Origin of the sequence: Micromonospora sp. NPDC051543, from assembly GCF_044454415.1 — a bacterium.
Lineage (GTDB): Bacteria > Actinomycetota > Actinomycetes > Mycobacteriales > Micromonosporaceae > Micromonospora.
Genome location: NZ_JBITDT010000007.1, coordinates 231827 through 253914, shown reverse-complemented (window position 1 = coordinate 253914; position 22088 = coordinate 231827). Strand labels below are relative to the sequence as shown.

The following is a 22088-nucleotide window of genomic DNA, read 5'->3' as shown; positions in this document are numbered from 1 at the left end:
GTCCGGGGGAAACGGATAATCTGCCCACGTGTGGGAAGCGATCAGGCGATGGTTCGACCCGGCGGAGGCGCGCACCGTCGGTGAGAGACCGGACTACCGGTTCTCCCTCGCCAATGAGCGGACCTTCCTCGCCTGGCTGCGCACCGGTCTCGCGCTGGTCGGCGGCGGGCTGGCCGCCGCGCAGTTCCTGCCGCCGCTGCCGATGAGCCACCTGCGGGAGGTCATCGCGGTCGCGCTGCTGCTGCTCGGTGGCGCCGTCGCCATCCGCGCCGTCGACCACTGGGCGCGTACCGAACGGGCCATCCGGCTCGGTCAGGAGCTGCCCGCCTCCCGCTTCCCCGCCATCCTCGCCCTCGCCGTGGGCGCGGGGGCGATCCTGCTGGTGCTCGCGGTCCTGGCCCGGGCGATCGGGGAACGGTGAACGCCGTACGCGACCCGGGGCTGCAACCGGAGCGGACCCGGCTGGCCTGGCGGCGCACCCTGCTGACGCTGACCGTGGTGACCGCGCTGGCCGTCCGGCTGGCGTCGAACGGCGGCCTGTTCGGCGCGCTCGTCGTCGGCGCGGCCGTGCTCGTCTGGGGCGGCCTGCTCGTGCTCTGCTGGCCGCGCGCCACCGGCGTCGGCGGGGCCCGTACCGGCGGCCGGACGCTGCCGCTGGTCGCGCTGGGCACGGTCGGGCTCGCGCTGCTCGGCGTGCTGCTGACGGTTCGCGGACTACGCTGACGGGACGCCGTGCGCCATGATGGGTGCATGGCCCGGCTGTACGTTCTCCTCTTCCTGGCGCAGATCGTCCTCGCCGTCTGCGCGCTGATCAGTTGCCTGTCCGCCGAGGAGGGTCAGATCCGTGCCCTGCCCCGGATCGCCTGGGTGCTGATCATCCTGTTCTTCCCCCTGGTCGGGTCGATCGCCTGGTTCGTCGCCGGGCGCGAGCCCGGCACCGCGAGCCGCACGGTGTGGCCGGGTGGCCCGAGCGCCGCCGAGCGGAAGCCGCGCCGTCCACTCGCTCCCGACGACGACCCGGAGTTCCTCCGCTCGGTGCAGGACCGCGCCAAGCAGCAGGACCAGGAACTCTTCCGCCGCTGGGAGGAGGACCTGCGCCGGCGTGAGGACGACCTGCGCCGGCGCGACGGTGAGCCGCCCCGCGACGGCGACCGGCCGGAGGTCTAGTGCCGGGCCGCCGTCGCCCCGCGCGGGACGACGGCGGCTACCGGCTCGGACTCAGGCCAGGTTCGACGAGCGGGGGTACGCGTCGGTCGGGTCGGTGAGCACGTTGACCAGGTACGGCACGCCGGAGTCGAAGGCCCGTTGCAGCGCCGGCGCAAGGTCGGCGGCCTTCGCGACCGTCTCCCCCGCGCCGCCCAGCGCCCTGACCACCGAGTCGTAGCGCAGCTCCGGCTGGAGGTCGGCGGCCACGTCGTAGCCGTACATGGCCCGCATCGGGTGCTTCTCCAACCCCCAGATGCCGTTGTTGCCGACGACGATCACCACCGGCAGCTTCTGGCGGACCAGCGACTCGACGTCCATCAGCGAGAAGCCGGCCGCGCCGTCACCCATCAGCACGCAGATCTGCCGGTCCGGGTGGCTGACCCGGGCCCCCATCGCGTAGCCCATGCCGGTGCCCAGGCAGCCGTACGGGCCCGGGTCCAGCCAGGTGCCGGGCTGCGACGGCTCCAGGTAGCGCCCGGCGTACGAGACGAAGTCACCGCCGTCGCCGATGGTGATGGCGTCCGGGGCGAGCGCCCGGCGCAGCTCGCCGTAGATCCGGGCCGGCCGGATCGGGTCGGTCTCGGCGGCCATCTCGGCGGCGTCCCGGGCCTTCGCCGCGTCCTCGGCGACCCGCAGGTCGGCGATCCAGTCGGCGTGGTCGGCCCGGTCGCCGGCGTGGTCGGCCAGCGCCGAGAGGATCAGGCGCAGGTCGCCGGCGGGGGCCACGGCCGGCTGCACGTGCGTGGCGCGCTGGCTCGGCGCGTCGACGATGTGCACGACCTTGGCGTCACCGAAGTCGCCGAAGCTGAGCCGGAAGTCCAGCGGCGTGCCGACCACCACGACGACGTCGGCGCCGGAGAGCGCGGCGCGGCGGGCCTTGGCGAAGGCGAGCGGGTGCTCCGGCGGCAGCGAGCCGCGGCCCATCCCGTTGGTGAACACCGGCACCTGCAACGCCTCGGCAGCCTCGCGCAGCGCGGCCACGGCGTTACCGGCGTACACGTCCGAGCCGGCGATGATGACCGGGCGCTGCGCGCCGGCGATCAGGGTGGCGGCGCGGCTCACCTCGTCCGGGTCCGGCTCGACCGCGTCGACGCCGGCCGGCGTGGGCAGGTCCGCGTCGGCGACCGAGAAGACCGTCTCCAGCGGGAAGTCGAGGAAGACCGGGCCCCGGTGCGGGGTGAGCGCGGCGGTGAGGGCGGCCCCGACCGCGCGCGGGATGTCGTCGGTGCTGAACACCGTCTCGGCGTGCTTGGTTACCGGGGCGACCAGCGGCAGGTGGTCCATCTCCTGGAGGCTGCCCGAGCCCCACCGGAAGGCGGGCGCGCGACCACCGAGCACCAGCACCGGGGAGGCGTTGAAGAACGCGCTGGTCATGCCGGAGATGCCGTTGGTGACACCGGGACCGGCGGTGAGCACGGCGAGGCCGGGTCGGCGCTGGAGCTTCGCCACGGCCTCGGCCGCGAAGACCGCCGACTGCTCGTGCCGGACGTCGTAGATCGGGAAGTCGGCCTTGTGCGCGGCGTCGTAGAGCGGAAAGACGTGGCCACCGGAGAGGGTGAACATCTCCCGCACCCCGTGCGCCCGCAACGCCGCGAGCGCCAGTTCCCCGCCGTGACCTTCGATCCGCTCCGTCATCGCCGCTCCTTTGGTCGCAGATGGCCGACGTCACACGTTACTGGCCGGTAGGCAGAATGTGAACCGTTCTCGGTTCGCCGTCGGCCCGACCGGTCAGCGGCCGGTGAAGTCCGGCTTGCGCTTCTCGACGAACGCGGTCATCCCCTCGCGCCGGTCGTCGGTCGCGAACAGCGCCGCGAAAAGCTGACTCTCCCAGGCCAGGCCCGAGTTGAGGTCCATGTCGAGGCCGCCGTCGACCGCCAGCTTCGCGGCGCGCAGGGCCTGCACAGGACCCTTGAGGTACGGCGTGACGAGCGCGACGGCCGCGTCGTACACCTCCGCGGCCGGTACGACCCGGTCGGCGAGACCGATCCGCAGCGCCTCCTGGGCGTCCACCATCCGCCCGGACATGATCAGATCCTTCGCCCGCGCCGGACCCACGAGACGGGCCAGCCGCTGCGTACCGCCCGCGCCGGGAATGATGCCCAGCTTGATCTCCGGCTGGCCGAGCTTGGCATCCTCGGCGACCACCCGCCAGTCGCACGCCAACGCCAGCTCACAGCCGCCGCCGAGCGCGTACCCGGTGATCGCTGCCACCACCGGCTTCGGAATGCGGGCGATCGCGCCGAGCGCGCTGGACAGCGCCGCAGCCCGGTCGGCCATGTCCACGTAGGACATGTCGGCCATCTGCTTGATGTCCGCACCGGCGGCGAAGACCTTCTCCCCGCCGTACACGATGACGGCACGGACCTCGGGATCGGCGGTGGCCTCCGTGGCGGCGGCGCGCAACTCCTCCTGCACCTGCGTGTTGAGCGCGTTCATCGGCGGCCGCTCCAGCCGGATGGTGCCGATGCCGTCCCTGGTCTCCAGCCGAACGAAATCGCCCACGCTGCCCTCACTTCCTCGTCGAAGTCGCGTGCCAACCTTACGACCCGGGTCGTTGGGGTAAGTAGTGTGGTGTCAGCCCCGCGGGCGGGAGTCCAGCCATGATCACTTTCTACGACGACAGGTCGGTACGGGTCACCTCCACCGCCGTCCAGGTCGACGGGCGCAACTATCCCCTGGCCGAGATCACCATGGTCTGGCACCGCCGTGGCAGCCGCTCCTGGCGGGTGCTCGCCGGGCGGGGCGCGATCGGTGCCGCCCTGGCCGGCCCGCTGGTCGCTGCGGTGATCGGCATCGGCGTGGCCGTCTGGATGCACCGCTCACCCACCGTCACGATCGCGATCGTGGGCGCCTCGGTGCTGGTCGGACTGGCCGTCGGTCCGGTCGCCGACTTCCTCTTCGAGCACCTGGACCGTTCGTACGCCAGGGGCAGCCGCCAACTGGAGATCTGGGCCCGCTGGCGGGGCCAGCCGGTGCGTTTGCTGCACACCCGCGACGCGCTGCGCTTCGGCCAGATCTACCGGGCGGTCCAGCGCGCCATGGAGGCGACGCAACCCGCCCGCCCCGCCGCCCGCCGCTAGCCCGCCCCACCCCCGCCCCCACCCCGTCGATCTTGCACTTTCTGTTGCCAGTAGGGGCGGCTATGCCCCTTATGTCGCAGCAGAAAGTGCAAGATCGACGGGGCAGGGAACGCGGGGCAGAGAGCGCGGGGTTGCCTTGCGGTGGTTAGGCTTAGTGATGACCCTCTATTACCGGGACGACGCGGTGCAGGTGACATCCGAGTCGATCCGGGCGGGCGGTCAGGTGATCGCCCTGCCCGACGTGACGTTCGTCTGGCACCAACGGGGGCCGAAGACGCTCGCCGTACGCGGCCGGGTGCTGGGTCGCGGTGTGCTGGTCCTGCTGCTGTCGCTGCCGCCCCTCGTCGCGCTGGTCTGCGTGGTGTCGCTGGCGTGGTCGGCCCAGGACCGGGGCAACTGGCAGTTGGCGCTGATCATCCTCGCCGCCTGCGCGGTGGGGGCGCTGGCGTTGGCGCCCTTCCTGGAGATCCCCCTCGGCTGGCTGGACCGCTCCTACGAGCGCGGCAGCCACGTGCACGAACTGTGGGTGCAGCACCACGGTCAGGAGCACATGCTCCTGCGTACGCCGGACGCGCTACGGTTCGGGCAGATCTACCGGGCCGTGCAGCGTGCCGTCGAACAGCAGGGGGACCATCGATGACCAGCCGACGCGGCGAGGCCGTCGCCCTGGCCGGGCTGCTCGCCGCGGCGGGCGTCACCCATCTGCTCCGCCCCCGCTACTACGACCCGATCGTGCCTCGTACGCTGCCCGGTCCGGCCCGCCTCTGGACGTACGCGAGCGGGGTCGCCGAACTGGCGGTGGCAGCGGCGGTAGCGCGCCCGGCCAGCCGGCGGGCCGGCGGTCGAGCCGCCGCCGCGCTGTTCGTCGCCGTCCTGCCGGCCAACGTGAAGATGGCGGTGGACTGGCGACACCGTCGGCCGACGAGGCGCGCGATCGCCTACGGCCGGGTGCCCCTGCAGGTCCCACTGATCTGGTGGGCGCTGCGCGTCGCACGCGCCAGTCGGTAGAACCGCCGCCGGTCAGGTCAACGGCAGGGTGGTGGCGATCGGCCAGCCCAGCAGGGCGGCGCCGACGACGGCCGGCAGCCAGCGCGGTGGCGAGTACCGGCGCAGCACGGCGGCCCACCCGACGTGCCAGCCGAGCAGTACCGCGAACAGCGGCACCACCAGCAGCACGAACCCGGGCGCCAGGCCGACCACCGCCGCCGTGCTCAGCACGACCACGGTGACCGCGACGACCAGCGCGCGACGCCACGTCCGGCCGGCCGCGACCTGCTCCACGCCCAGCAGGAACAGCAGGCACGCACCCACCACCAGCGGAAGCAGCCACCAGCGGGCACCGACCGGCCGCGCCGAGGTCAGGCCGAGGTGGATCGGCAGCGCCACAGCGAGAATCGCGTACGCCGTCAGCGCCACCGCCGCGACGGCGACCCGCGCCGGTGTCCGTCTGCCGACCTGCGCGTCGACGGGCATCCGTGTACCGGCCGGCAGCCAGCGTTGCCCGCCGATCGTCAGGAGGCCGGTGAGCAGCAGGAATCCGCTGACATAGCCGCCGACCGCAAGCGGGAGACGGTTGGTCGGCAGGATGGCCGCGACGGCCGTGGCGAGACCGCTCGCGAGCACGACCAACCCGAGCAGGACGGGACCCCGCAGCGACGGCTCCACGCCAGCCCGCCGGCGGGCAGCGGGCGTCACGGCGGCCCGCCGGCCCAGCAGCAGCGCCGCAAGCGGTACCAGTCCGACGGCGAACGCGACCACGAGCAGCGCCGCGCCGGTGAGACGGGCGAACGGACTGGGCGGGCCGTCCCCGTCCACGCTGGGCAGCCAGCGGGCGATCTCCTCGTGGGTACGCGGGGCGAAGAGCACCGAGATGTGCTCCACTCCCGGCACCACGACGGCGGGCCGGCGACCCACCGTCGCGCCCCGCCGTGCGGCGTCGTCGGCTGCCCGCCGGAACCCCGGGAACTCCGCGCCGCCCACGATGAGCAGCAGGTCGGTCGGCCGACCGGGGGGCAGCTCGCCGGCCTCGGGCAGCGAGATCGCCACGGTCCGGGCGATCTCGGGATGCCCGGCCGCGTAGCGGGTCACCGCGCCGGCGCCCATCGAGTGGCCGACCAGCATGATCTGGGTCGGGTCCACGTCCGGTTGGGCGCGCAGGTGTCCGACGGCGATGTCCAGGTCGGCGGCGAGCGTCGGCGTCGACGTGTCGGTACCGAGCCGGGCCGGGTTGCCGCCGTGCCCCGCGAAGTCGAACACCAGCGCGACCGCTCCGCGACGGGCGACGGTGTCGGCGATCGGACGCATCAGCCGCGCCGAGCCGGCGAAGCCGTGTGCGATGACCACGCCGGGTCGCCGGACGTCCGGCTTCGGTGGGCCGGCGCGTACCTCGGTCATCGGCACGCCGTCGACGGTGATCTGCCGCACGCTGAGGCCGGCGTCGGCGCGTACCAGCACCGTCGTGCCGAGCGCGGCGGTGACCGCCGCGAGCACGGCGAGCAGGACGGCGATCCGGGTGCTCGGTGGGTGGCGCGGCGGTACGGCCGACATGCCGGCACCCTACCGCCGAGCACCCCGTACCGGACCGGGCCGACAGCCGCGAACGAGCGGTTGTGGCAGGACCGACGCACACTTGGTCCCATGGCGCTTCCCCTCCCCACACCAACCGCCGTGGTCGGCCTGACCCGCTCCGCCCTCGACCAGGCGCTCGGCTCGGCCGCCTCGTTCGCCGCCGTGCCCGCCCGCGCGTTCGCGGTTCTGGACGGGGTGGAAGCGCTGCTGGCCAGGATCAACGGCGTGGTCGATCGGATCGAGACGACCCTGGACCGGACCGATGGGGTGCTCACCGACGCCGAGACGGCGGTCCGTGAGGTGGCGGTGATCAGCGCCGCCGCGACCACCGCCGTCGACACGGCCACCGAGGTGGCCGCGGCCGCCGCCGTGGTGGTGAACGAGGCCGACAAGGTCGCGCGCCTCGCGGGCACGGTGGTCACCGGGGCCGACGCGGTGGCCGGCAACGCCGCGGTCACCGTGGACACGGCCGCGCGGGCCGCGGCCACGGCGGCCGAACTGCTGGCGGCGTACGAGCCGGCGCTGCGCCGGGCCGCGCCGATGGCCGACAGGTTCGTGGCGGAGTTGAGCCACGAGGAGATCACGGCGGCGATCCACCTGATCGACGAGTTGCCAAAGCTCAAGGAGCACCTGACCGCCGACATCCTGCCGATCCTCGCGACCCTCGACCGGGTCGGGCCCGACCTGCACGACCTGCTCGACGTCACCCGTGACCTCAAGCTCGCCGTGGCCGGCATCCCCGGCCTCGGCATGCTGCGTCGGCGGGGCGAGAAGCTGAGCGACGAACCGGTCGACTGACCCGCGCGCCCGGCCCAACCCGCAACGACGAAGGCCCCCCAGCACGCTGAGGGACCTTCTCTGTGTTCCGTCAGGACTGCTTGGCGAAGCTGACGAACGTCTTCCAGGCTTGCGGTTCGAACGTGAGTGCCGGGCCGGACTGGTCCTTGCTGTCGCGCACACCGACTATGCCGGAGAGGTTGTCGGCCACCTCCACGCACTGCCCGCCGTTGCCCCCACTGCGGCTGCTCTTGCGCCACACGGCTCCGGTTAGGTTACTCATTGCTACATCTCCTTGGCGATCGTGGCTAATAGGTCGGCCGATCGGTCCGCATCGAGCGACAGACCTTCGAGCGCTCTCCACCTCACAGAGTAAGCCGCAACCTCTGCTGGCTTGTCGAGATACAAAGCGCCGGTCAGTGACTCGCTGTATACAGTGGTGGGCTCCGGTGTTCGGATTCCGATCGTTGGAAATTCCAGCACGACGAAACCACCGCCGGTCAAGGCGTAGTTTGGCGGCAAGTCCCGGGGCACGATCCGGATCGTCGCGATCTCGGCGGCTACCTGGTTGTGAAGGTGCCTGAGCTGGTCCGCCATGGCAGGGAACGGCCGGCGCAACACGCTCTCGTCCACAATGACCTCCAGGCGTGGAGGCTCCGGGTGCCTCCGCTTGAAAATCTTCTGGCGCTCCATGCGAAGCTCGACCAGGCGTCCGACTTCCTGCTCTTTCAGCTCCGGGTGCGACCGAAGCAGGTGTTCGGCGTAGGCCCGCGTCTGGAGTAGCCCGGGAAGCGAGTCCGGCTCCCAGTGCCGCAGGCGCGACGCTGCTGATTCCATTCCGACGTACAGCTCAAACCAGGTTGGCAAGGTGTCGCCGTAGGCGTGCCACCAGCCGTTCGCCTTGGTCTCAGCGGCCAGCGCGATCAGCGCCGAGGTCATCTCGGCGGACAAGCCATACAGCACGCACATGGCCATCACGTCGCGTGCCTTGACCGCTGAGCCGCCTCCTTCGATCCGGTACATGGTGGACCGGGACCACTCCAGCGCCTCGCCGGCAGCTTCCAGGGAAAGTCCGGCCTCTTCGCGGCCCTGCTTCAGATAGCGCCCGAGTTGCCTGCGCGGTATGGAAGACCCCGCATGGGGCATCCGGCCTCCTCGTCTCAGATTGAAGCAAGCCATCCATCGATCCTGCGACTGATTCTCGCTGGTTCTCAGGAATGGGACAACCACCATGACATGTGTCAGCGTAAATCATTGCACGACCACGCTCGGCGACAGAGAGTGTCCTTAGGCGAACTTGCTCCAGAGTGAATCGGCTGCTGCGGGTTCGTCGGGGCCGTTCCACTTCCCCCGTGGTGGACCGGCCCGCAACGAGGATTCGGGTCCGGGTCGTGGAGGGGATGGGTAGGTCGCGGCCTGGGCTCCCTCACCAGGAAGGAGGGGTGCGTCGTGGGCGACGATGCCGACCTGGTCCGACCTAGGCACAGGCCGCACCGCTCGAAGCGCTTCCCTGGGGGCAGGCGGTGTGGGTGCCCCTCCTGCCGCACCGCACGCAAGCCGAAGCAGGCAGCGAGCGCGCCGGAGCAGGCAGCGAGCGCGCCGGAGCAGCCGATCGCCGGCCGTGGGACGCCACCTACTGCCGATCCCATACCGCCCTTCAGCCCCTTATGGAACGAGCCGACGCAGATCAATTGGACGCTGGCCGCCGAGCTGGTGACCCGCAGGCAGGAGATGAAGCATGAGCGCCCTGACCACGCAGACGCATCCGCCGCTCGGTGGCCCGAAGGCGGACCGTCCTCGAGCGCATGGCGAGGAGAAGCCGCACACCCCACTGCGCCCGATGTGGTTCTGCCGGGCTGATGGCCAGCAGTGGCCCTGCCCGGAGGCCAGGCTCAGGCTGAGGCGTGAATTCGAGGACAACATCCCCGGCCTCACGATCTACCTGGCCGGCTTGTACTACGAGGCCACCAGGGATCTCTACCGCTTGAACCCATACGACGGCCCTGGCCCGAGCGAGTTGTTCGTGCGCTTCGTGTCCTGGGGGCCGTTCCGCAAGGACGCGGCCGAGCGCCCCAACGGGGCCAGCCGCGCATAGGTTCCACCCACCCCGAGACGCCCGGCCTGGCCGCCTCCCATGGAAAGCAGACGACCAGACCGGGGTGAAGGTGCGCCACCGGTGCGGGGACCGAATCCCCGTATGGCAGTACACCGAAAGGAGATCGTCTCATGGCGATCGATCAGCCGCTCGACCTGTACGAGGTCGACGCCTCCGGCGTGAACCTGCGCAAGCTCTGCGGAGGCGGCATCACGAACACGATGGAGAGCTGCGTCGCGGCCGCCATCCTGCCGGGCAGCGAGGACGCCGTCATCCTGGGTGACTCGAAGCTCGGTGCCGACACGCCGACCCTGCGGTTCACCCGCGACGAGTTGGACAGCTTCTTCGCCGCGTACCAGGCCGGCGAGATCGTCTGATCGACCAGGGCTGGCCGCGTGCGCTACGCGGCCAGCCCACAGTCAGGGGGAACAATGACGCTGGTGACGCAGCATTGGCATGGTTACGGGCCGTGGACCGGTCCACACCAGTTCTTCGGCCGCGAGCACGATCATGAACGACGACCCGGCGTCGCCGGCACCACGGCGGGCGACACGTTCCTCCGGGCCACGGTGCCACCGCTGGAGACCGGCCATTACCTTCTGCGCCGCTTTCAGACGGCGCAGGAGCGGACCTGGACCGACGTGCGGGGAGCGCTGGGCTGGCTGACTGGACTCTACGCCCAGCAGCCACCCGACCCGGCGCTCAGCTACCTGAATGAGGCGGCCCGCGTCGAGCACACCCATTCAGGTCTGGAGGGGGGAGCCGATGCCATCTGGCAGTACACGCTCAGCTTGAGCGGCAACAAGACCATCGAGTACGCGGTCATCTGCTGCCCGCACCGCCACCACACCAGGACGCCTTGCCCCCTCCCACCGAACTGACCTCCGCTCATGGGAGAAGCACATGTCCCTCAAAATGATCCTCGGCCACCAAGCCGCCAATGCCGCTCTCAGCGAGTGGCCCGAGTACCCGTACACGCTGAAGCTGCCGAGCGGCAGCCCGATCCGACCAGCAGTCAACGCGCAGATGATCCGAGGCTTCCTCGACGCCGGCTGCGCGCCGAGTAGCTACGTGAACGTGTTCCATCGGGGCGAAGGGCTGCACCCTGCCCGCTTCACCGCCGACGACCGGGTTGCCCCAGCCTCCGTCCAACTTCTGCTCGACCAGGGTTGCACCATCCAGCTCCGCGAGTTGAATCGGTGGTTTCCGCCCCTGAGCGCAGTCTGCACGGGCATCCAGGCAGAGACCGGCTGCCCGGGATACGTCACGGCCTTCATCACACCGCCGAGCAAGCAGGGCCTCGACTACCACTGGGACCAGTACCTCGGAATCGTGGTGCAACTCCAGGGGACGAAGACCTGGGAGCTGTTCAAGCCCAAGGTCGACGCGCCCTACCGCGACCACTTGATGTCGACGAACCTGTGGCAGGACGACTGGGTCAAGCAGTGGCAGAAGGATGGCCCGTACCAAACTGTCGAGTTGATCCCCGGTGACATCCTCGTGCTGCCGCGAGGCTGGGTGCACAACCCACACTCGCGGAATGCCGTCGAGACCAGCGTGCACCTGACCTTCGTGCTGAAGGAGCGCGTGCCACTCTGGGTCGCCGAACGGTTGGTTGGCAGTGCGATCACCGACGCCCGCTTCCGCGCCGTCATCCCGCCTTCCGGGCTCGACCCGGCGACCATGCCCACGACAGTCGAGCAGACGCGGTCACTTCTGATCGACTACCTCTCCGGGCTGAACGTTGAGGAGATGTCGAGGGCGCTGCGGCGCGCTGCTCAGCAGGAAACCAGCCACGCCATGCTGTGAGCCGAAGTCGAGCGGGCCAGTCTGATCAAGGCTGGCCCGCTCGCCTGCACACCCCGTACGGGCCCACGCTCGACGACGGGTCAGCTCGGGGCGTACAGCGCGTCGATCTCGGCCCGCTGCGGCAGTGCCACCGAGGCGCCGAGCTTGCGTACGCAGGCCGCGCCGGCCGCTGCCGCCCAGCGCACGGCGTCGACGACGTCCCGCCCTTCGCCCCAGCCGACCGCCAGCGCGGCGGTGAACGCGTCGCCGGCCGCCGTGGAGTCGACCACGTCGACCCGGACGGCGGGCACGTGCACCTCGGCGCCCTCCCGGTCGACGTACCAGGCCCCGGCGTCACCGAGGGTGAGTACCGCCCGGGGCACCAGGTCGAGCAGCGCTCTCGGATCGTCCCGGCCCCGGCCGGTGAACGCCTGCGCCTCACCCTCGTTGACGACGAGCAGGTCCACGGCTTCGAGCAGCTCCGGAGGGAGGTCCCGGGCCGGCGCGGCGTTGAGGACGACCCTGGTGCCGGCGGCGCGGGCGGCCAGCGCCGCGGCGGTCACCGTGGGCACCGGGATCTCCAACTGGGCGACCAGGACGTCCGCCTCGCGTACCGTGGCCAGCTCCTCGTCGGTGAGGCCGACCAGCGCGTCGTTCGCGCCGGGGGTGACGACGATCGCGTTCTCCCCCTGGCCGTTCACCATCACGAGCGCCACGCCGGACGTGCCGTAAACCACCCGCAGGTGACCGGTGTCCACGCCCGCCGCCGTGATGCGGGCACGGAGCGTCACGCCGAACGCGTCGGAGCCGATCGCGCCCAGGAAGGTGCAGGAGGCGCCGGCCCGGACGGAGGCGATGGCCTGGTTGGCGCCCTTGCCGCCGGGCACCATCACGAAGTCGGTGCCGAGCATGGTCTGGCCCGGCCGGGGCAGCGAGGGGGCCATCGCGACCAGGTCCATGTTGGCGCTGCCCACCACCACCACCCGCGTCGGCGACATGGTCACCCGCTCAGGCGGCGCGCGCGGTGTAGCGGTCGCCGGAGCGCTCGACCACCAACGGCAGACCGAAGGTCTTGGAGAGGTTGTCGCCGGTCAACATCTCGGCCAGGAGGCCCTGGGCGACGACCGCGCCCTCGCGCAGCAGCAGCGCGTGGGTGAACCCGGGCGGGATCTCCTCCACGTGGTGGGTGACGAGCACCATGGCGGGGGCGTCCGGGTCGTACGCCAGCTCGGCCAGCCGGCCGACCAGGTCCTCGCGGCCACCGAGGTCGAGCCCGGCGGTGGGCTCGTCGAGCAGCAGTAGCTCCGGGTCGGTCATCAGCGCCCGGGCGATCTGGACGCGCTTGCGTTCGCCGTCGGAGAGGGTGCCGTAGCGGCGCTCGGCGAGGTTGCCGACGCCGAGCTGGCTGAGCAGCGCCCTGGCCCGCGCGACGTCGCCGTGCTCGTAGCTCTCCCGCCAGCGTCCGACCACCGACCACGCTGCGGTGACCACCACGTCGCTGACCTGCTCGTCGGCGGGCACCCGCGCGGCGAGCGCGGCCGTGGTGAGCCCGATGCGGGTCTGCAGCTCGTTGATGTCGGTGCGGCCGATCCGTTCACCGAGGACGTACGCGACGCCGGTGGTGGGGTGCAGCCGGCCGGCGGCCAGGTTGAGCAGGGTGGTCTTGCCCGCGCCGTTGGGGCCGAGCACCACCCAGCGCTCGTCCAGCTCGACGCGCCAGGTCAGGTCCTGCAACAGGGCGTTGTCGGAGCGGCGTACGCCCACGCTGTCGAGGCTGACCACCAGATCCGGGTCCACGGGTGCGGCGGCAGGCGCGGCGCCGGCAGCGCCGGGGATCAGGTCACCAGTCACCCGACCATCCAACCACGCAGGAGTGGCGCGCCCCCCACGGGCGGCGCTCTGGCCATAGGGTGAAGCACCGTGTCGTTGATCACCACACCCCAGGGACGGCCCATGCCCGGTCGAGGTTTGGCGCCGCGCGGATGAGCGCGGTCATCGAGATCGAGGGTCTGCGCAAGACCTTCCGCAGTCTGCGCAGCGGCAGGAGGGTGGCGGTCGACGGGTTCGACCTGCTGGTCGAGGCGGGACAGATCCACGGTTTCCTGGGGCCCAACGGCTCGGGTAAGACCACCACGTTGCGTGCCCTGCTCGGGCTGGTCCGCGCCGACAGCGGCCGGATGACGGTGTTCGGCGAGCCGTCGCCGGAGCTGCTGCCCCGGGTGGCGGGGCAGGTCGGCGCCATCGTGGAGAGTCCGCAGTTCTTCGGCAACTTCACCGGCCGTCGTACGCTGCGACTGCTGGCCCGTGCCGGCGGGGTGTCGATCTCGCGGGTGGACGAGGCGCTGGAGCTGGTGGGCCTGCGCGACCGGGGCGACGAGCGGGTGAAGGGCTACTCGCTGGGCATGAAGCAGCGCCTCGCGGTGGCGTCCGCGCTGCTGAAGGATCCGCGTCTGCTCATTCTCGACGAGCCGGCGAACGGCCTCGATCCGGCGGGCATCCGCGAGATGCGCGACCTGATGCGGTCACTCGCCGCGGCGGGGGTGACCGTGCTGGTGTCGAGCCACATCCTGGGCGAGATCCAACTGATCTGCGACCACGTCACGATCATCTCGCGGGGGCGGCGGGTGGCCACCGGCCGGGTGGACGAGGTGCTGGCGGGTCACGACCGGCACGAGTTCCTGGTCCGGGTGGCCGAGCCCGAGCGCGCCGCCGACGTGCTGCGCGCGGCCGAGCTGGCGGCCGCCGTCGAGGGCGAGACGCTGGTGGTGGGCGGGGCGACCGACCCGACGGTCATCAGCCGCGTCCTCGGTGAACAGGATCTGTGGGTCGCCGAGCTGACGCCGCTGCGGCCCGACCTGGAGAGCGTCTTCCTGGAGCTGACCGGGGCCGGGGAGCACCCGTCGGTGCCCCGTCAGGTCGACGAGGCGGCACGACCGGTGGACGCCGACGGCGCGCCGGTGATCGATCTCGACGTTCGGGGAGTGGACGCGTGAACCTGGTCCGGGCCGAGTTGGAGCGGCTCTCCGCACGCCGCTTCGTGCAGCTCATGATCGTCCTGCTGGTGCTGGCGTTCGGCGTCACGGCCGCGACCACGCTGGCCGGGTCACATCGGCCGAGCGCCTACGAACTCTCCTCGGCGCGGCAGCAGGCCATCGAGGCGCGGCGGAGCATGGAGGTCAGCTACCAGCAGTGCCTGGCCCAGCGGGACGGGATCTCGACCCCCGATACCCAGGACTACCTGCCCGCCGACTGTTCGGACATGGACCCGGCCCAGCAGGACCGGTTGCCGATCGCGTCCGACTACCTGTCGGGGGTGTTCAACTTCGCCGAGCAGGCCAAACCGCTGCTGTTCTTCCTCATCGCGTTCCTGGTGCTGTTCGGTTTCCTGGTCGGCGCCTCGTACATCGGGGCGGACCTGAATTCCGGTGGGGTGGTGAACCTGCTGCTGTGGCGGCCACGCCGGTTGACGGTGCTGGGCACGAAGCTGGGCACCCTGCTGGCTGCCGTGTTGGCGCTGGCGGTGGTGGCCTCGGTGGCCTACCTGGCCACCTTCTGGGTGATCGGGCAGACCGCCGGGCTGGCCGGTCAGCTCGGCGGTGACTTCTGGAGTTCGCTGGGCGCCATCCACGTCCGTGGCCTGGTGCTGGTGCTGCTGGCCACCGCGTCGGGTTTCGCCATCGCGACGCTGGGCCGGCACACGTCGGCGGCGCTCGGGGTCGTTGCCGCGTACGCGGTGGTGTGGGAGCTCGGCGCCCGGCTGGTGCTGGCGATCGTCGACGCCCGACGGCCGGAACAGATGATGCTCTCCACGTACATCGGGGCGTGGCTCAGTGGTGAGGTGCGGATCTGGGATTCGCAGCTCTGCCAGCGAAACTTCAGCGGCACGTCCTGCGAGGGCTTCTACACCCTCACCTGGAGACCGTCGCTGGCGGTGCTGCTCGCGGTCGCCGGTGGGTTGACCGTGCTGGCCTTCGCCGCCTTCCGCCGCCGTGATCTGAACTGAGGGTGGCGGCCGCCCGGCGGCAAGAGCTTGCAGCCGGGCGGCCAGCGGTGAAATATTCCTTCACATGACCGCCCCAGCGGGCTCAGCCGACGGTGGAGCCGAACACCTCGTCACGGACGGCGTTCAACGCGGTACGCAGGGCGCCCCGCAGGATCGGCTCCTCGGTGAGGCCGGTGGGCACCACCCGCGGCCGGACCAGGGTGATCGCGGCTACCTCCCGCTGCACCCGGTCGGCGAGCGCCGTGCCACCGGCCTGGCCGACCTCGCCGGCCAGCACGACCAACGGTGGGTCGAGCACCACGCAGGTGCTGGCCACGCCGAGCGCGAGCCGGCGGGCCAACTCGTCGAGCATCGGGCCACCGGCCGCGCCGGCCGCGACCGCCGCACGCACCGCGCCGGCGGCGTCCGACGCGGAGAAGCCGTGCTCGCGGGCCACCGAGCGCACCGAGTCACCGCCGATCACCTGCTGGAAGGCGGGCTTCGCGCGCCGCGAGACATCGCGTGGGATGGGCGCGCCGGGCACCGGCAGGTAGCCGATCTCGCCCGCCGCTCCGCTGCTGCCGTGGTGCAGCCGCCCACCCAGCATGATCGCCAGGCCGACACCGGCACCCACCCAGACCAGGACGAAGTCCGCCACGCCCTGCGCGGCGCCGGACTGCGCCTCGGCCACCGCGGCCAGGTTGACGTCGTTCTCGAAGACCACCGGGGTGTGCAGGTCGTCCCGCAGCGCGGCCAGCAGACCGCTGTGCCAGCGCGGCAGGTTGAAGGCGAAGGTGATGTCGCCGGTCTGCGGATCGACCAGGCCCGGCGTGCCGAGCACGATCCGTCGGACGCTGCTGAGCTGCGCCTGGGCGCTGCTGGCGGCCTGCACCACGGCGTTGTGCACCACGCCCACCGGATCGTCGGTGTCCCGCGTCGACTGCTCCACCCGGCCGATGACGGCGCCGGTGATGTCGGCGCAGGCAGCCACCACCCGGTCCGGCCCGACGTCCACCCCGACGACGTGCGCGCTGCTCGCGCGTACGGCGTAGAGCTGGGCGTTCGGCCCTCGCCCGCCGGCCTGCTCGCCGACCCGGCTGACCAGGCCGCGCTCCTCCAGACGCTCGACGAGCTGCGAGGCGGTGACCTTGGACAGGCCGGTCAGCTCGCCGAGGCGGGCCCGGGTGAGCGGTCCCCGCTCGAGGAGCAGTTCCAGCGCCGCACGGTCGTTGAGCGCCCGCAACAGGCGGGGGGTGCCGGGCAGCCGGGTCGCACTCATGCCACGTCCTCTAGTTTTAGTAAACTTTGCTAACTGTAAACCGACCTGCGAACGGGTAGCCGTAGCGTAACGGTCACCCGGAGGCAGAGTGCTCGGCCAACCCGGCAGGGCGACGACCACCGCGGGTACACGTTCGTATCCACGGGAAGCGAAGGGGGAAATCTCGTGGGGCTCGATCCAGGACTGCGCCGGCTCGCGCTGGGCACGTTGCTCGCCGCGTACCCGGGAGCGGTCCCGCCGCAGTGGGCGGTCGACCTCGTGGCCGACGGCCTGGCCGGGCACACCCTCTTCGGCACGAACGTGCACGACCCCGCGCAGGTGGCGGCGAGCACGGCGGCGCTGCGCGCCGGCCGGTCGGACGTGCTGATCGCCATCGACGAGGAGGGTGGCGACGTGACCCGGCTGGCCCACGCCACCGGTAGCCCGTACCCCGGCAACGCAGCCCTCGGCGCGGTCGGCGACGTGGCGCTCACGCGCCGGGTCTACCAGTCGATCGGCGCGGAGCTGGCCGCGCTGGGCATCACCGTCAACCTGGCCCCCACGGTCGATGTCAACACCGCCGACGACAACCCGGTGATCGGCACCCGCTCCTTCGGCGCCGACCCGCTGCGGGTGGCCGCACACTCGGCCGCCGCCGTCGGTGGCCTCCAGGCCGCCGGTGTGGCCGCCTGCGCCAAGCACTTCCCCGGACACGGCGCGACGGTCACCGACTCCCACCACGAGCTGCCCACGGTGGACGTACCGCTGGAACTGCTTCGCCAGCGCGACCTGCCACCGTTCGCCGCGGTCGTCGCGGCCGGCACGCAGGCCGTGATGACCGCGCACATCCGGGTGCCGGCGCTGACCGGCGAAGGGCCGGCGACCTTCAGCCGGGCCGTCCTGGTCGACCTGCTGCGCGGCGAGTACGGCTTCACCGGCACGGTGATCACCGACGCCCTGGAGATGAAGGGCGCGGCGGTGGCCGCCGGGGGCGTCGGGCCGGCCGCCGTACGGGCGCTGTCGGCCGGCGCCGACCTGCTCTGCATCGGCGCACAGGTCGACGCCGCCCTGGTCGAGCGGGTGGCCGCCGAGATCGTCGAGGCGACCGCCGACGGTCGGCTGCCGATCGCGCGGGTGGAGGAGGCGGCCGGCCGCGCCGCCGCGCTCGCCGCCTGGACCCGGGCCGCCGGCCGGTCGTCGGCCACCCCCGACCCCGATCTGGGGTACGCGGCGGCTCGCCGGGCGGTGCGGGTGGAGGGACTTCTCACCGGCCTGGACCAGCCGCTGGTGGTGCAGCTGCACACCGAGTCCACGATGGCCGAGGGCCGGGTGCCGTGGGGCCTCGGTCCGCACCTCGACGGTGGACGCGAGATCCGCGTCGTGGCCAGCGAGACCGATCAGGCGGCCGTGCGTGAGCTGGCCGGGGAACGACCGATCGTGCTGGTCGGGCGGCACCTGCATCGGCTGCCCGGCGGCCGGGAACTGATCGACGCGCTGGCCGCCGCGCATCCGGTGACCGTCGTGGAGATGGGCTGGCCGGGGACGTGGCGACCGTCCGCCGCACGGGCGTTCGTCACCACGTACGGCGCGAGTCACGCCAACGGACGGGCGGCGGCCGAGGCGCTCGGCCTGGCCGGCTGACCGGAACGACCACAGTCGAGGGTCACCCCACTCTTGAACGTGTTCAATTACTCATCTACGCTGATGCCGCCAGCAGTTGAACATGTTCAAGGGAGGCTTCCGCATGGACATGAAGGTCTGGATGTACCTGGTCTATCTGGCGGTCAGCATCGGCCTGACGATCTGGGTGGCGCGGGCGCTGTCCCGCAACGGGCAGGTCTTCCTCGAAGAGGTGTTCGCCGACGAGCGGCTCGCCGCAGCGGTGAACAGCCTGCTCGTGGTCGGCTTCTACCTGCTCAACCTCGGCTACGTCACGGTCGCCATGAAGCACCGCGACGCGGTCGGGTCGACGAGCCAGGCGATGGAGGAGCTGTCCCTCAAGATCGGTCTGGTGCTGCTGGTCCTCGGCGGGCTGCACTTCTTCAACGTCTTCGCGCTGGGCCGCTACCGCCGCAGTCGGCTCCGCCAGCTCGCCACGCACCCGCCCATCGCCCCGATCGGTCGGCTCCCGGTGCCGCCGGCACCCCTCGGCGCACATCCCGCCGGGCCCCAACCGGCTGCCGCCTATCCGGTCGGGCCACACCCGACGGCCCCCTACCCGACCGGACCACAGCCGCACGTCACGCAGCCCGGCCTCACGCAGCCCGGCGCCGACGGGCCGGGCGCGGGTTCCGCGGCCCGATGACCGCCGCACCGGTCGGCGGGTCCGCCCAGACTCCGGATCCCACCGCGTTCGGGGGTGGTGGGATCCGGGCATTCACCGTCCTGTTCGACGCGAACTGCCCGCTCTGTCGGGCCGCGCGCCGGTGGCTCTCGTCGCGCGCCCAACTCGTACCCCTGGAGTTCGTGCCGGCCGGCTCGGTCGAGGCCCGGCGGCGCTTTCCCGGCCTGGACCACGACGCGACGCTGCGCGACCTGACCGTCGTGGCCGACACCGGTGAGGTGTACGCGGGCGACGGCGCGTGGTTCGCCTGCCTCTGGGCCCTGGCCGACCACCGGTCGGCAGCGGAGCGGCTGTCCCAGCCGCATCTGTTGCCGCTGGCTCGGCAGATGGTGTCGGCCGCCTCGGCGATTCGACAGCGGGTTCGCGATCCGTGGGCCGAGCCGATCGACGAACCGGCGGGATACCGTGACCCCGATGACCGAGCAACCTGCGCCGACGACGCCTGCGGGTGAGCCTGCGACCGTCCGGGGCGAGCAGACCCGGCAGCTGATCCGGGACACCGCGATGCGGCTGTTCCGCGAGCGCGGCTACGCCCAGACCACGATGCGGGCGATCGCTCAGGAAGCCGGCGTGGCGGTGGGCAACGCCTACTACTACTTCGGCTCCAAGGATCACCTGATCCAGGAGTTCTACGCGCAGTCCCAGGCCGAGCTCCGGGCCAGGGCCCAACCGGTGCTCGACCGGGAGGAGGCGTTCGCCGCCCGGCTGACGGGGGTGCTGCACGCCGCCATCGACGTGCTGACCCCGTCGCACGAGTTCGCGGCGACCTTCTTCAAGACGGCGGCGGAACCGACCTCACCGCTCAGCCCGTTCTCCGCCGAGTCGTCCGGCCCACGGCTGGCGGCGATCGACCTGTTCGCCGAGGTGCTGACCGGCTCGACCGCCAAGGTCGACGCGGAGTTGCGTGATCAACTGCCGGAACTGCTCTGGCTGGGGTACATGGGAGTCATCCTCTACTGGGTGCACGATCGCTCACCGGGTCAGGCGAAGACCCGGCAGCTGATCGACGGCGTGGTGCCGCTGGTCGACCGGCTCGTGGCGTTGTCGCGACTGCGGGTGCTCCGCCCGGTGACGCGACAGGTCGTCGACCTGATCCACACGCTGCGTCACTGACCGAACCGTCCGCGCAGCCCGCCGTCATAGCAGGTCAAGTCCACTATTCGACACTCCGACCCGACTGCTCGCATCTTGCAGCTTGCAGTTTCGATACGTAGCGTGATCGATATCGGATCGGCGCGTCAATGGCACGGCCGATCGGAGAGAACCGGGGCCTGGGGGCAGGTTGCGGACCGTGGATCCGGCCCGGGATCCACGGTCCGCGCACTGAGCCCGTTCAGCGCGGATACACCCCGTACGCCCGCCAGCCCTGGTCCGGGAAGCCCGCCGCCTCCGCCACCCGGGCCGAGGCCTGGTTGTCCCTCTCGTGCAGGTAGGTCGGCACCGCGCCCTCGTCCAGGACCCGCCGCGCCGCCTGCGCCACCAGCCGACGTGCGAGGCCACGACCGCGGGCCGCCGGCGCGGTGCCGACGGCGAGCTCGTGCCCGTACGCGTCGTGGCGCTTGATGGCGGCGCCGGCCAGGTAGGCGCCGTCGGCATCGCGCACCACGAGCACCGGCCGGTCGAACAGCCGCAGCCAGGGCGGCAGCCCAGGGGTCGTCGAGGCGACCCACTCGCCCACGTCGGGCAGGGGCGCGGGCGAGAGGGTCCAGCGGAAGGGGCCGTCGTGTACGCAGAAGGCGGGCTGCCCGACGGCCTCCGGCAGTGCGGCGAGCATCCGTTCCGGCGTGCGCTCGATCAACGCCCGGACAGCGGCGACCCGGTCCGGCGCGACGGAGAGCACGGCGCTCCGACCGGTGTCCACGGCGAGGGCCGGGCGCAGCCGGCCGTCCCAGGCCGGCAGTGCCCGCCGACGCGAGGCGACCACGTGCAGCCCGGGCCCGGCCGGCCACTGGCCGAGCCAGGAGGCGAGGTGCAGCTGCAACCGCCGGTCGAGCATGCGTACCTCCCGTCGCCCCACACGTCGTGATCACCGTACGCCTGGGCGGCTCGACCGGGCGGACCATCGCGCCAGCGTGGGACGCCGCCCGAGATTGACCGTCATAGGTATTTCCATACCTGGACACCTTTCTCTGCCACGGTATGGGCATGCCGATTCAGCCGAACGACCGTTTCCACCAGCACCCCGCGCGGCTCTGGAGAGCAGAGGGATCGACCGCGGACGCGCCCACACAGGCGCGGTACCGGATGATCCGTACGACGGGCGCGCTGCCCTGGGCGACGCTGAACGAGTTGCCGGCCGGCTCCGGCCGGCACGGCCTCAACCGGCGCTGAACGCACCGACGCGGCACCGGCCGGGAACGGCGTCGGGGACGACACACCGCAGGAGGTCCAGCGCCAGCTTTCGCACACCTGTCGGGTAATTTCTTCGGAGTCCGGCACCCCGGCCTACGACAGGAGAAGCTCCGCGCATGGGCAAGAAGACGATCCACGTCTCCGACTTCACCGGAACCGTTCTGCAGCAGGACGACGAGGTGGTTCGTATCGTCGTCCTGGAGCACCCGGACCTGGTCGCCGGGCCCGTGCAGCTCGACGCCACCCCGGGCGAGGTGGAGAACATCGACGACGCCGCGCTGGACGTGGCGGTGGTCGAGATCCACGACCGGCACGGCGGGGGCGAGCCCCGACGGGTCGTCCTCACCGCGAGCGAGTTCGACGCGATGGCCACCGACGTCCCGATGGCGCAGTTGTTGAAGACGGCCGAGCGGGTCCGCCCGCCCAAGGCCCGCAAGAGCGCCGAAAAGATCGACTACGGCACGCTGGAGCACGCCGGCAAGCCGCACCGGGGCCGCGTCACCGAGGAGGAGGCCCGGCTGGTCCGCGAGCAGCTCGACGAGGTCAACAAGCGGCTCGCGGACGCGGGCGTACGCCAGATCGACCCGACCGATCCGGAGCACGCCCTGCGCTACGGTTTCCCCGAGGCGTCCTGACCC

General features: G+C 71.7%; 28 protein-coding genes. 19 read left to right on the top strand and 9 right to left on the bottom strand.

The features are described 5' to 3' along the window. Positions 1-28: 28 nt before the first annotated feature. The 3 genes from ACIA3K_RS15385 to ACIA3K_RS15375 are packed head-to-tail and all read left to right on the top strand — an operon-like array spanning position 29 to position 1167. Positions 29-421 (top strand): YidH family protein, encoded by a 393-nt coding sequence (locus ACIA3K_RS15385; RefSeq protein ID WP_396801604.1) that lies wholly within the window; start codon positions 29-31, stop codon positions 419-421. Then, entirely contained in the window at positions 418-723 is a 306-nt protein-coding gene (locus ACIA3K_RS15380) for a DUF202 domain-containing protein (RefSeq protein WP_396801603.1), read from the top strand. Before ACIA3K_RS15385 ends, ACIA3K_RS15380 begins: the two co-directional genes overlap by 4 nt. A gap of 27 nt (positions 724-750) precedes the next feature. Next, entirely contained in the window at positions 751-1167 is a 417-nt protein-coding gene (locus tag ACIA3K_RS15375) for a PLD nuclease N-terminal domain-containing protein (protein WP_396801602.1), read from the top strand. Between the two features lie 51 nt (positions 1168-1218). Here the strand turns inward: ACIA3K_RS15375 and ACIA3K_RS15370 are convergent, their stop codons facing one another. Together ACIA3K_RS15370 and ACIA3K_RS15365 are read right to left on the bottom strand one after the other, a co-directional pair. Continuing rightward, the gene (locus tag ACIA3K_RS15370) at positions 1219-2841 is read right to left on the bottom strand and encodes an acetolactate synthase (protein WP_396801601.1); all 1623 of its coding nucleotides are present in this window, start codon (positions 2839-2841) and stop codon (positions 1219-1221) included. A 93-nt stretch (positions 2842-2934) separates the two neighbouring features. Beyond that, positions 2935-3708 carry an enoyl-CoA hydratase/isomerase family protein gene (locus ACIA3K_RS15365; RefSeq protein WP_396801600.1) on the bottom strand — a complete coding sequence of 258 codons (774 nt, stop codon included), beginning with the start codon at positions 3706-3708 and terminating at the stop codon, positions 2935-2937. Between the two features lie 98 nt (positions 3709-3806). Here ACIA3K_RS15365 and ACIA3K_RS15360 point away from each other — a divergent pair, with 98 nt between their 5' ends. The 3 genes from ACIA3K_RS15360 (at position 3807) to ACIA3K_RS15350 (ending at position 5294) form a co-directional block, all read left to right on the top strand. After that, positions 3807-4286: a DUF6232 family protein gene (locus tag ACIA3K_RS15360; protein ID WP_396801599.1), complete on the top strand. Its 480-nt coding sequence runs from the start codon at positions 3807-3809 to the stop codon at positions 4284-4286. 157 nt (positions 4287-4443) lie between these two features. Next, positions 4444-4926 (top strand): DUF6232 family protein, encoded by a 483-nt coding sequence (locus ACIA3K_RS15355; RefSeq protein ID WP_355052125.1) that lies wholly within the window; start codon positions 4444-4446, stop codon positions 4924-4926. Further along, complete coding sequence (locus ACIA3K_RS15350; protein ID WP_396801598.1) at positions 4923-5294, top strand: hypothetical protein; 372 nt, start codon at positions 4923-4925, stop codon at positions 5292-5294. The genes ACIA3K_RS15355 and ACIA3K_RS15350 overlap by 4 nt, the downstream gene beginning before the upstream one ends. 12 nt (positions 5295-5306) lie before the next feature. Here ACIA3K_RS15350 and ACIA3K_RS15345 read toward each other — a convergent pair whose 3' ends face one another. After that, the gene (locus ACIA3K_RS15345) at positions 5307-6833 is read right to left on the bottom strand and encodes an alpha/beta hydrolase (RefSeq protein WP_396801597.1); all 1527 of its coding nucleotides are present in this window, start codon (positions 6831-6833) and stop codon (positions 5307-5309) included. 90 nt (positions 6834-6923) lie between these two features. Here ACIA3K_RS15345 and ACIA3K_RS15340 point away from each other — a divergent pair, with 90 nt between their 5' ends. Continuing rightward, positions 6924-7652 (top strand): hypothetical protein, encoded by a 729-nt coding sequence (locus tag ACIA3K_RS15340; protein WP_357127484.1) that lies wholly within the window; start codon positions 6924-6926, stop codon positions 7650-7652. Between the two features lie 70 nt (positions 7653-7722). Here the strand turns inward: ACIA3K_RS15340 and ACIA3K_RS15335 are convergent, their stop codons facing one another. Together ACIA3K_RS15335 and ACIA3K_RS15330 are read right to left on the bottom strand one after the other, a co-directional pair. Next, on the bottom strand, positions 7723-7914 hold the full coding sequence (locus ACIA3K_RS15335) for a DUF397 domain-containing protein (protein ID WP_396801596.1): 192 nt from the start codon (positions 7912-7914) through the stop codon (positions 7723-7725). A gap of 2 nt (positions 7915-7916) precedes the next feature. Next, a complete protein-coding gene (locus ACIA3K_RS15330; RefSeq protein ID WP_396801595.1) occupies positions 7917-8777 on the bottom strand; it encodes a helix-turn-helix domain-containing protein in 861 nt (286 codons plus the stop codon). A gap of 592 nt (positions 8778-9369) precedes the next feature. Between ACIA3K_RS15330 and ACIA3K_RS15325 the strand changes: the two genes are divergently transcribed. From ACIA3K_RS15325 to ACIA3K_RS15310, 4 genes are all read left to right on the top strand, one after another. Continuing rightward, a complete protein-coding gene (locus ACIA3K_RS15325; RefSeq protein WP_396801594.1) occupies positions 9370-9726 on the top strand; it encodes a hypothetical protein in 357 nt (118 codons plus the stop codon). Positions 9727-9857: 131 nt separating this feature from the next. Next, the gene (locus ACIA3K_RS15320) at positions 9858-10103 is read left to right on the top strand and encodes a DUF397 domain-containing protein (RefSeq protein ID WP_396801593.1); all 246 of its coding nucleotides are present in this window, start codon (positions 9858-9860) and stop codon (positions 10101-10103) included. Positions 10104-10157: 54 nt separating this feature from the next. Continuing rightward, positions 10158-10607: a hypothetical protein gene (locus tag ACIA3K_RS15315; RefSeq protein WP_396801592.1), complete on the top strand. Its 450-nt coding sequence runs from the start codon at positions 10158-10160 to the stop codon at positions 10605-10607. Positions 10608-10641: 34 nt separating this feature from the next. Next, positions 10642-11535 (top strand): JmjC domain-containing protein, encoded by an 894-nt coding sequence (locus ACIA3K_RS15310; protein WP_396801590.1) that lies wholly within the window; start codon positions 10642-10644, stop codon positions 11533-11535. A gap of 80 nt (positions 11536-11615) precedes the next feature. Here ACIA3K_RS15310 and ACIA3K_RS15305 read toward each other — a convergent pair whose 3' ends face one another. Next, complete coding sequence (locus ACIA3K_RS15305) at positions 11616-12512, bottom strand: ribokinase (protein ID WP_396801756.1); 897 nt, start codon at positions 12510-12512, stop codon at positions 11616-11618. 10 nt (positions 12513-12522) lie between these two features. Beyond that, positions 12523-13365: an ABC transporter ATP-binding protein gene (locus tag ACIA3K_RS15300; protein WP_396801589.1), complete on the bottom strand. Its 843-nt coding sequence runs from the start codon at positions 13363-13365 to the stop codon at positions 12523-12525. Between the two features lie 131 nt (positions 13366-13496). Here ACIA3K_RS15300 and ACIA3K_RS15295 point away from each other — a divergent pair, with 131 nt between their 5' ends. Both ACIA3K_RS15295 and ACIA3K_RS15290 read left to right on the top strand, forming a co-directional pair. Continuing rightward, a complete protein-coding gene (locus tag ACIA3K_RS15295) occupies positions 13497-14507 on the top strand; it encodes an ABC transporter ATP-binding protein (protein WP_396801587.1) in 1011 nt (336 codons plus the stop codon). Beyond that, positions 14504-15517, top strand: a complete 1014-nt coding sequence (locus tag ACIA3K_RS15290) for an ABC transporter permease (RefSeq protein WP_396801585.1) — start codon at positions 14504-14506, stop codon at positions 15515-15517. Before ACIA3K_RS15295 ends, ACIA3K_RS15290 begins: the two co-directional genes overlap by 4 nt. A gap of 82 nt (positions 15518-15599) precedes the next feature. Here the strand turns inward: ACIA3K_RS15290 and ACIA3K_RS15285 are convergent, their stop codons facing one another. Continuing rightward, positions 15600-16775 (bottom strand): ROK family protein, encoded by a 1176-nt coding sequence (locus tag ACIA3K_RS15285; protein ID WP_396801584.1) that lies wholly within the window; start codon positions 16773-16775, stop codon positions 15600-15602. A gap of 165 nt (positions 16776-16940) precedes the next feature. Between ACIA3K_RS15285 and ACIA3K_RS15280 the strand changes: the two genes are divergently transcribed. From ACIA3K_RS15280 to ACIA3K_RS15265, 4 genes are all read left to right on the top strand, one after another. Beyond that, positions 16941-18395, top strand: a complete 1455-nt coding sequence (locus tag ACIA3K_RS15280) for a glycoside hydrolase family 3 protein (protein ID WP_396801583.1) — start codon at positions 16941-16943, stop codon at positions 18393-18395. Positions 18396-18498: 103 nt separating this feature from the next. Next, the gene (locus tag ACIA3K_RS15275; protein ID WP_396801581.1) at positions 18499-19059 is read left to right on the top strand and encodes a hypothetical protein; all 561 of its coding nucleotides are present in this window, start codon (positions 18499-18501) and stop codon (positions 19057-19059) included. Then, the gene (locus ACIA3K_RS15270; protein ID WP_396801580.1) at positions 19056-19550 is read left to right on the top strand and encodes a thiol-disulfide oxidoreductase DCC family protein; all 495 of its coding nucleotides are present in this window, start codon (positions 19056-19058) and stop codon (positions 19548-19550) included. Before ACIA3K_RS15275 ends, ACIA3K_RS15270 begins: the two co-directional genes overlap by 4 nt. Next, positions 19513-20211 carry a TetR/AcrR family transcriptional regulator gene (locus ACIA3K_RS15265; RefSeq protein WP_396801578.1) on the top strand — a complete coding sequence of 233 codons (699 nt, stop codon included), beginning with the start codon at positions 19513-19515 and terminating at the stop codon, positions 20209-20211. The genes ACIA3K_RS15270 and ACIA3K_RS15265 overlap by 38 nt, the downstream gene beginning before the upstream one ends. Before the next feature lie 220 nt (positions 20212-20431). Here ACIA3K_RS15265 and ACIA3K_RS15260 read toward each other — a convergent pair whose 3' ends face one another. Next, a complete protein-coding gene (locus ACIA3K_RS15260; RefSeq protein WP_396801577.1) occupies positions 20432-21094 on the bottom strand; it encodes a GNAT family N-acetyltransferase in 663 nt (220 codons plus the stop codon). Positions 21095-21243: 149 nt separating this feature from the next. Here ACIA3K_RS15260 and ACIA3K_RS15255 point away from each other — a divergent pair, with 149 nt between their 5' ends. Both ACIA3K_RS15255 and ACIA3K_RS15250 read left to right on the top strand, forming a co-directional pair. Continuing rightward, positions 21244-21429 carry a DNA repair protein gene (locus ACIA3K_RS15255; RefSeq protein ID WP_396801576.1) on the top strand — a complete coding sequence of 62 codons (186 nt, stop codon included), beginning with the start codon at positions 21244-21246 and terminating at the stop codon, positions 21427-21429. 137 nt (positions 21430-21566) lie between these two features. Beyond that, a complete protein-coding gene (locus ACIA3K_RS15250; RefSeq protein WP_396801574.1) occupies positions 21567-22085 on the top strand; it encodes a hypothetical protein in 519 nt (172 codons plus the stop codon). Positions 22086-22088: the final 3 nt, after the last annotated feature.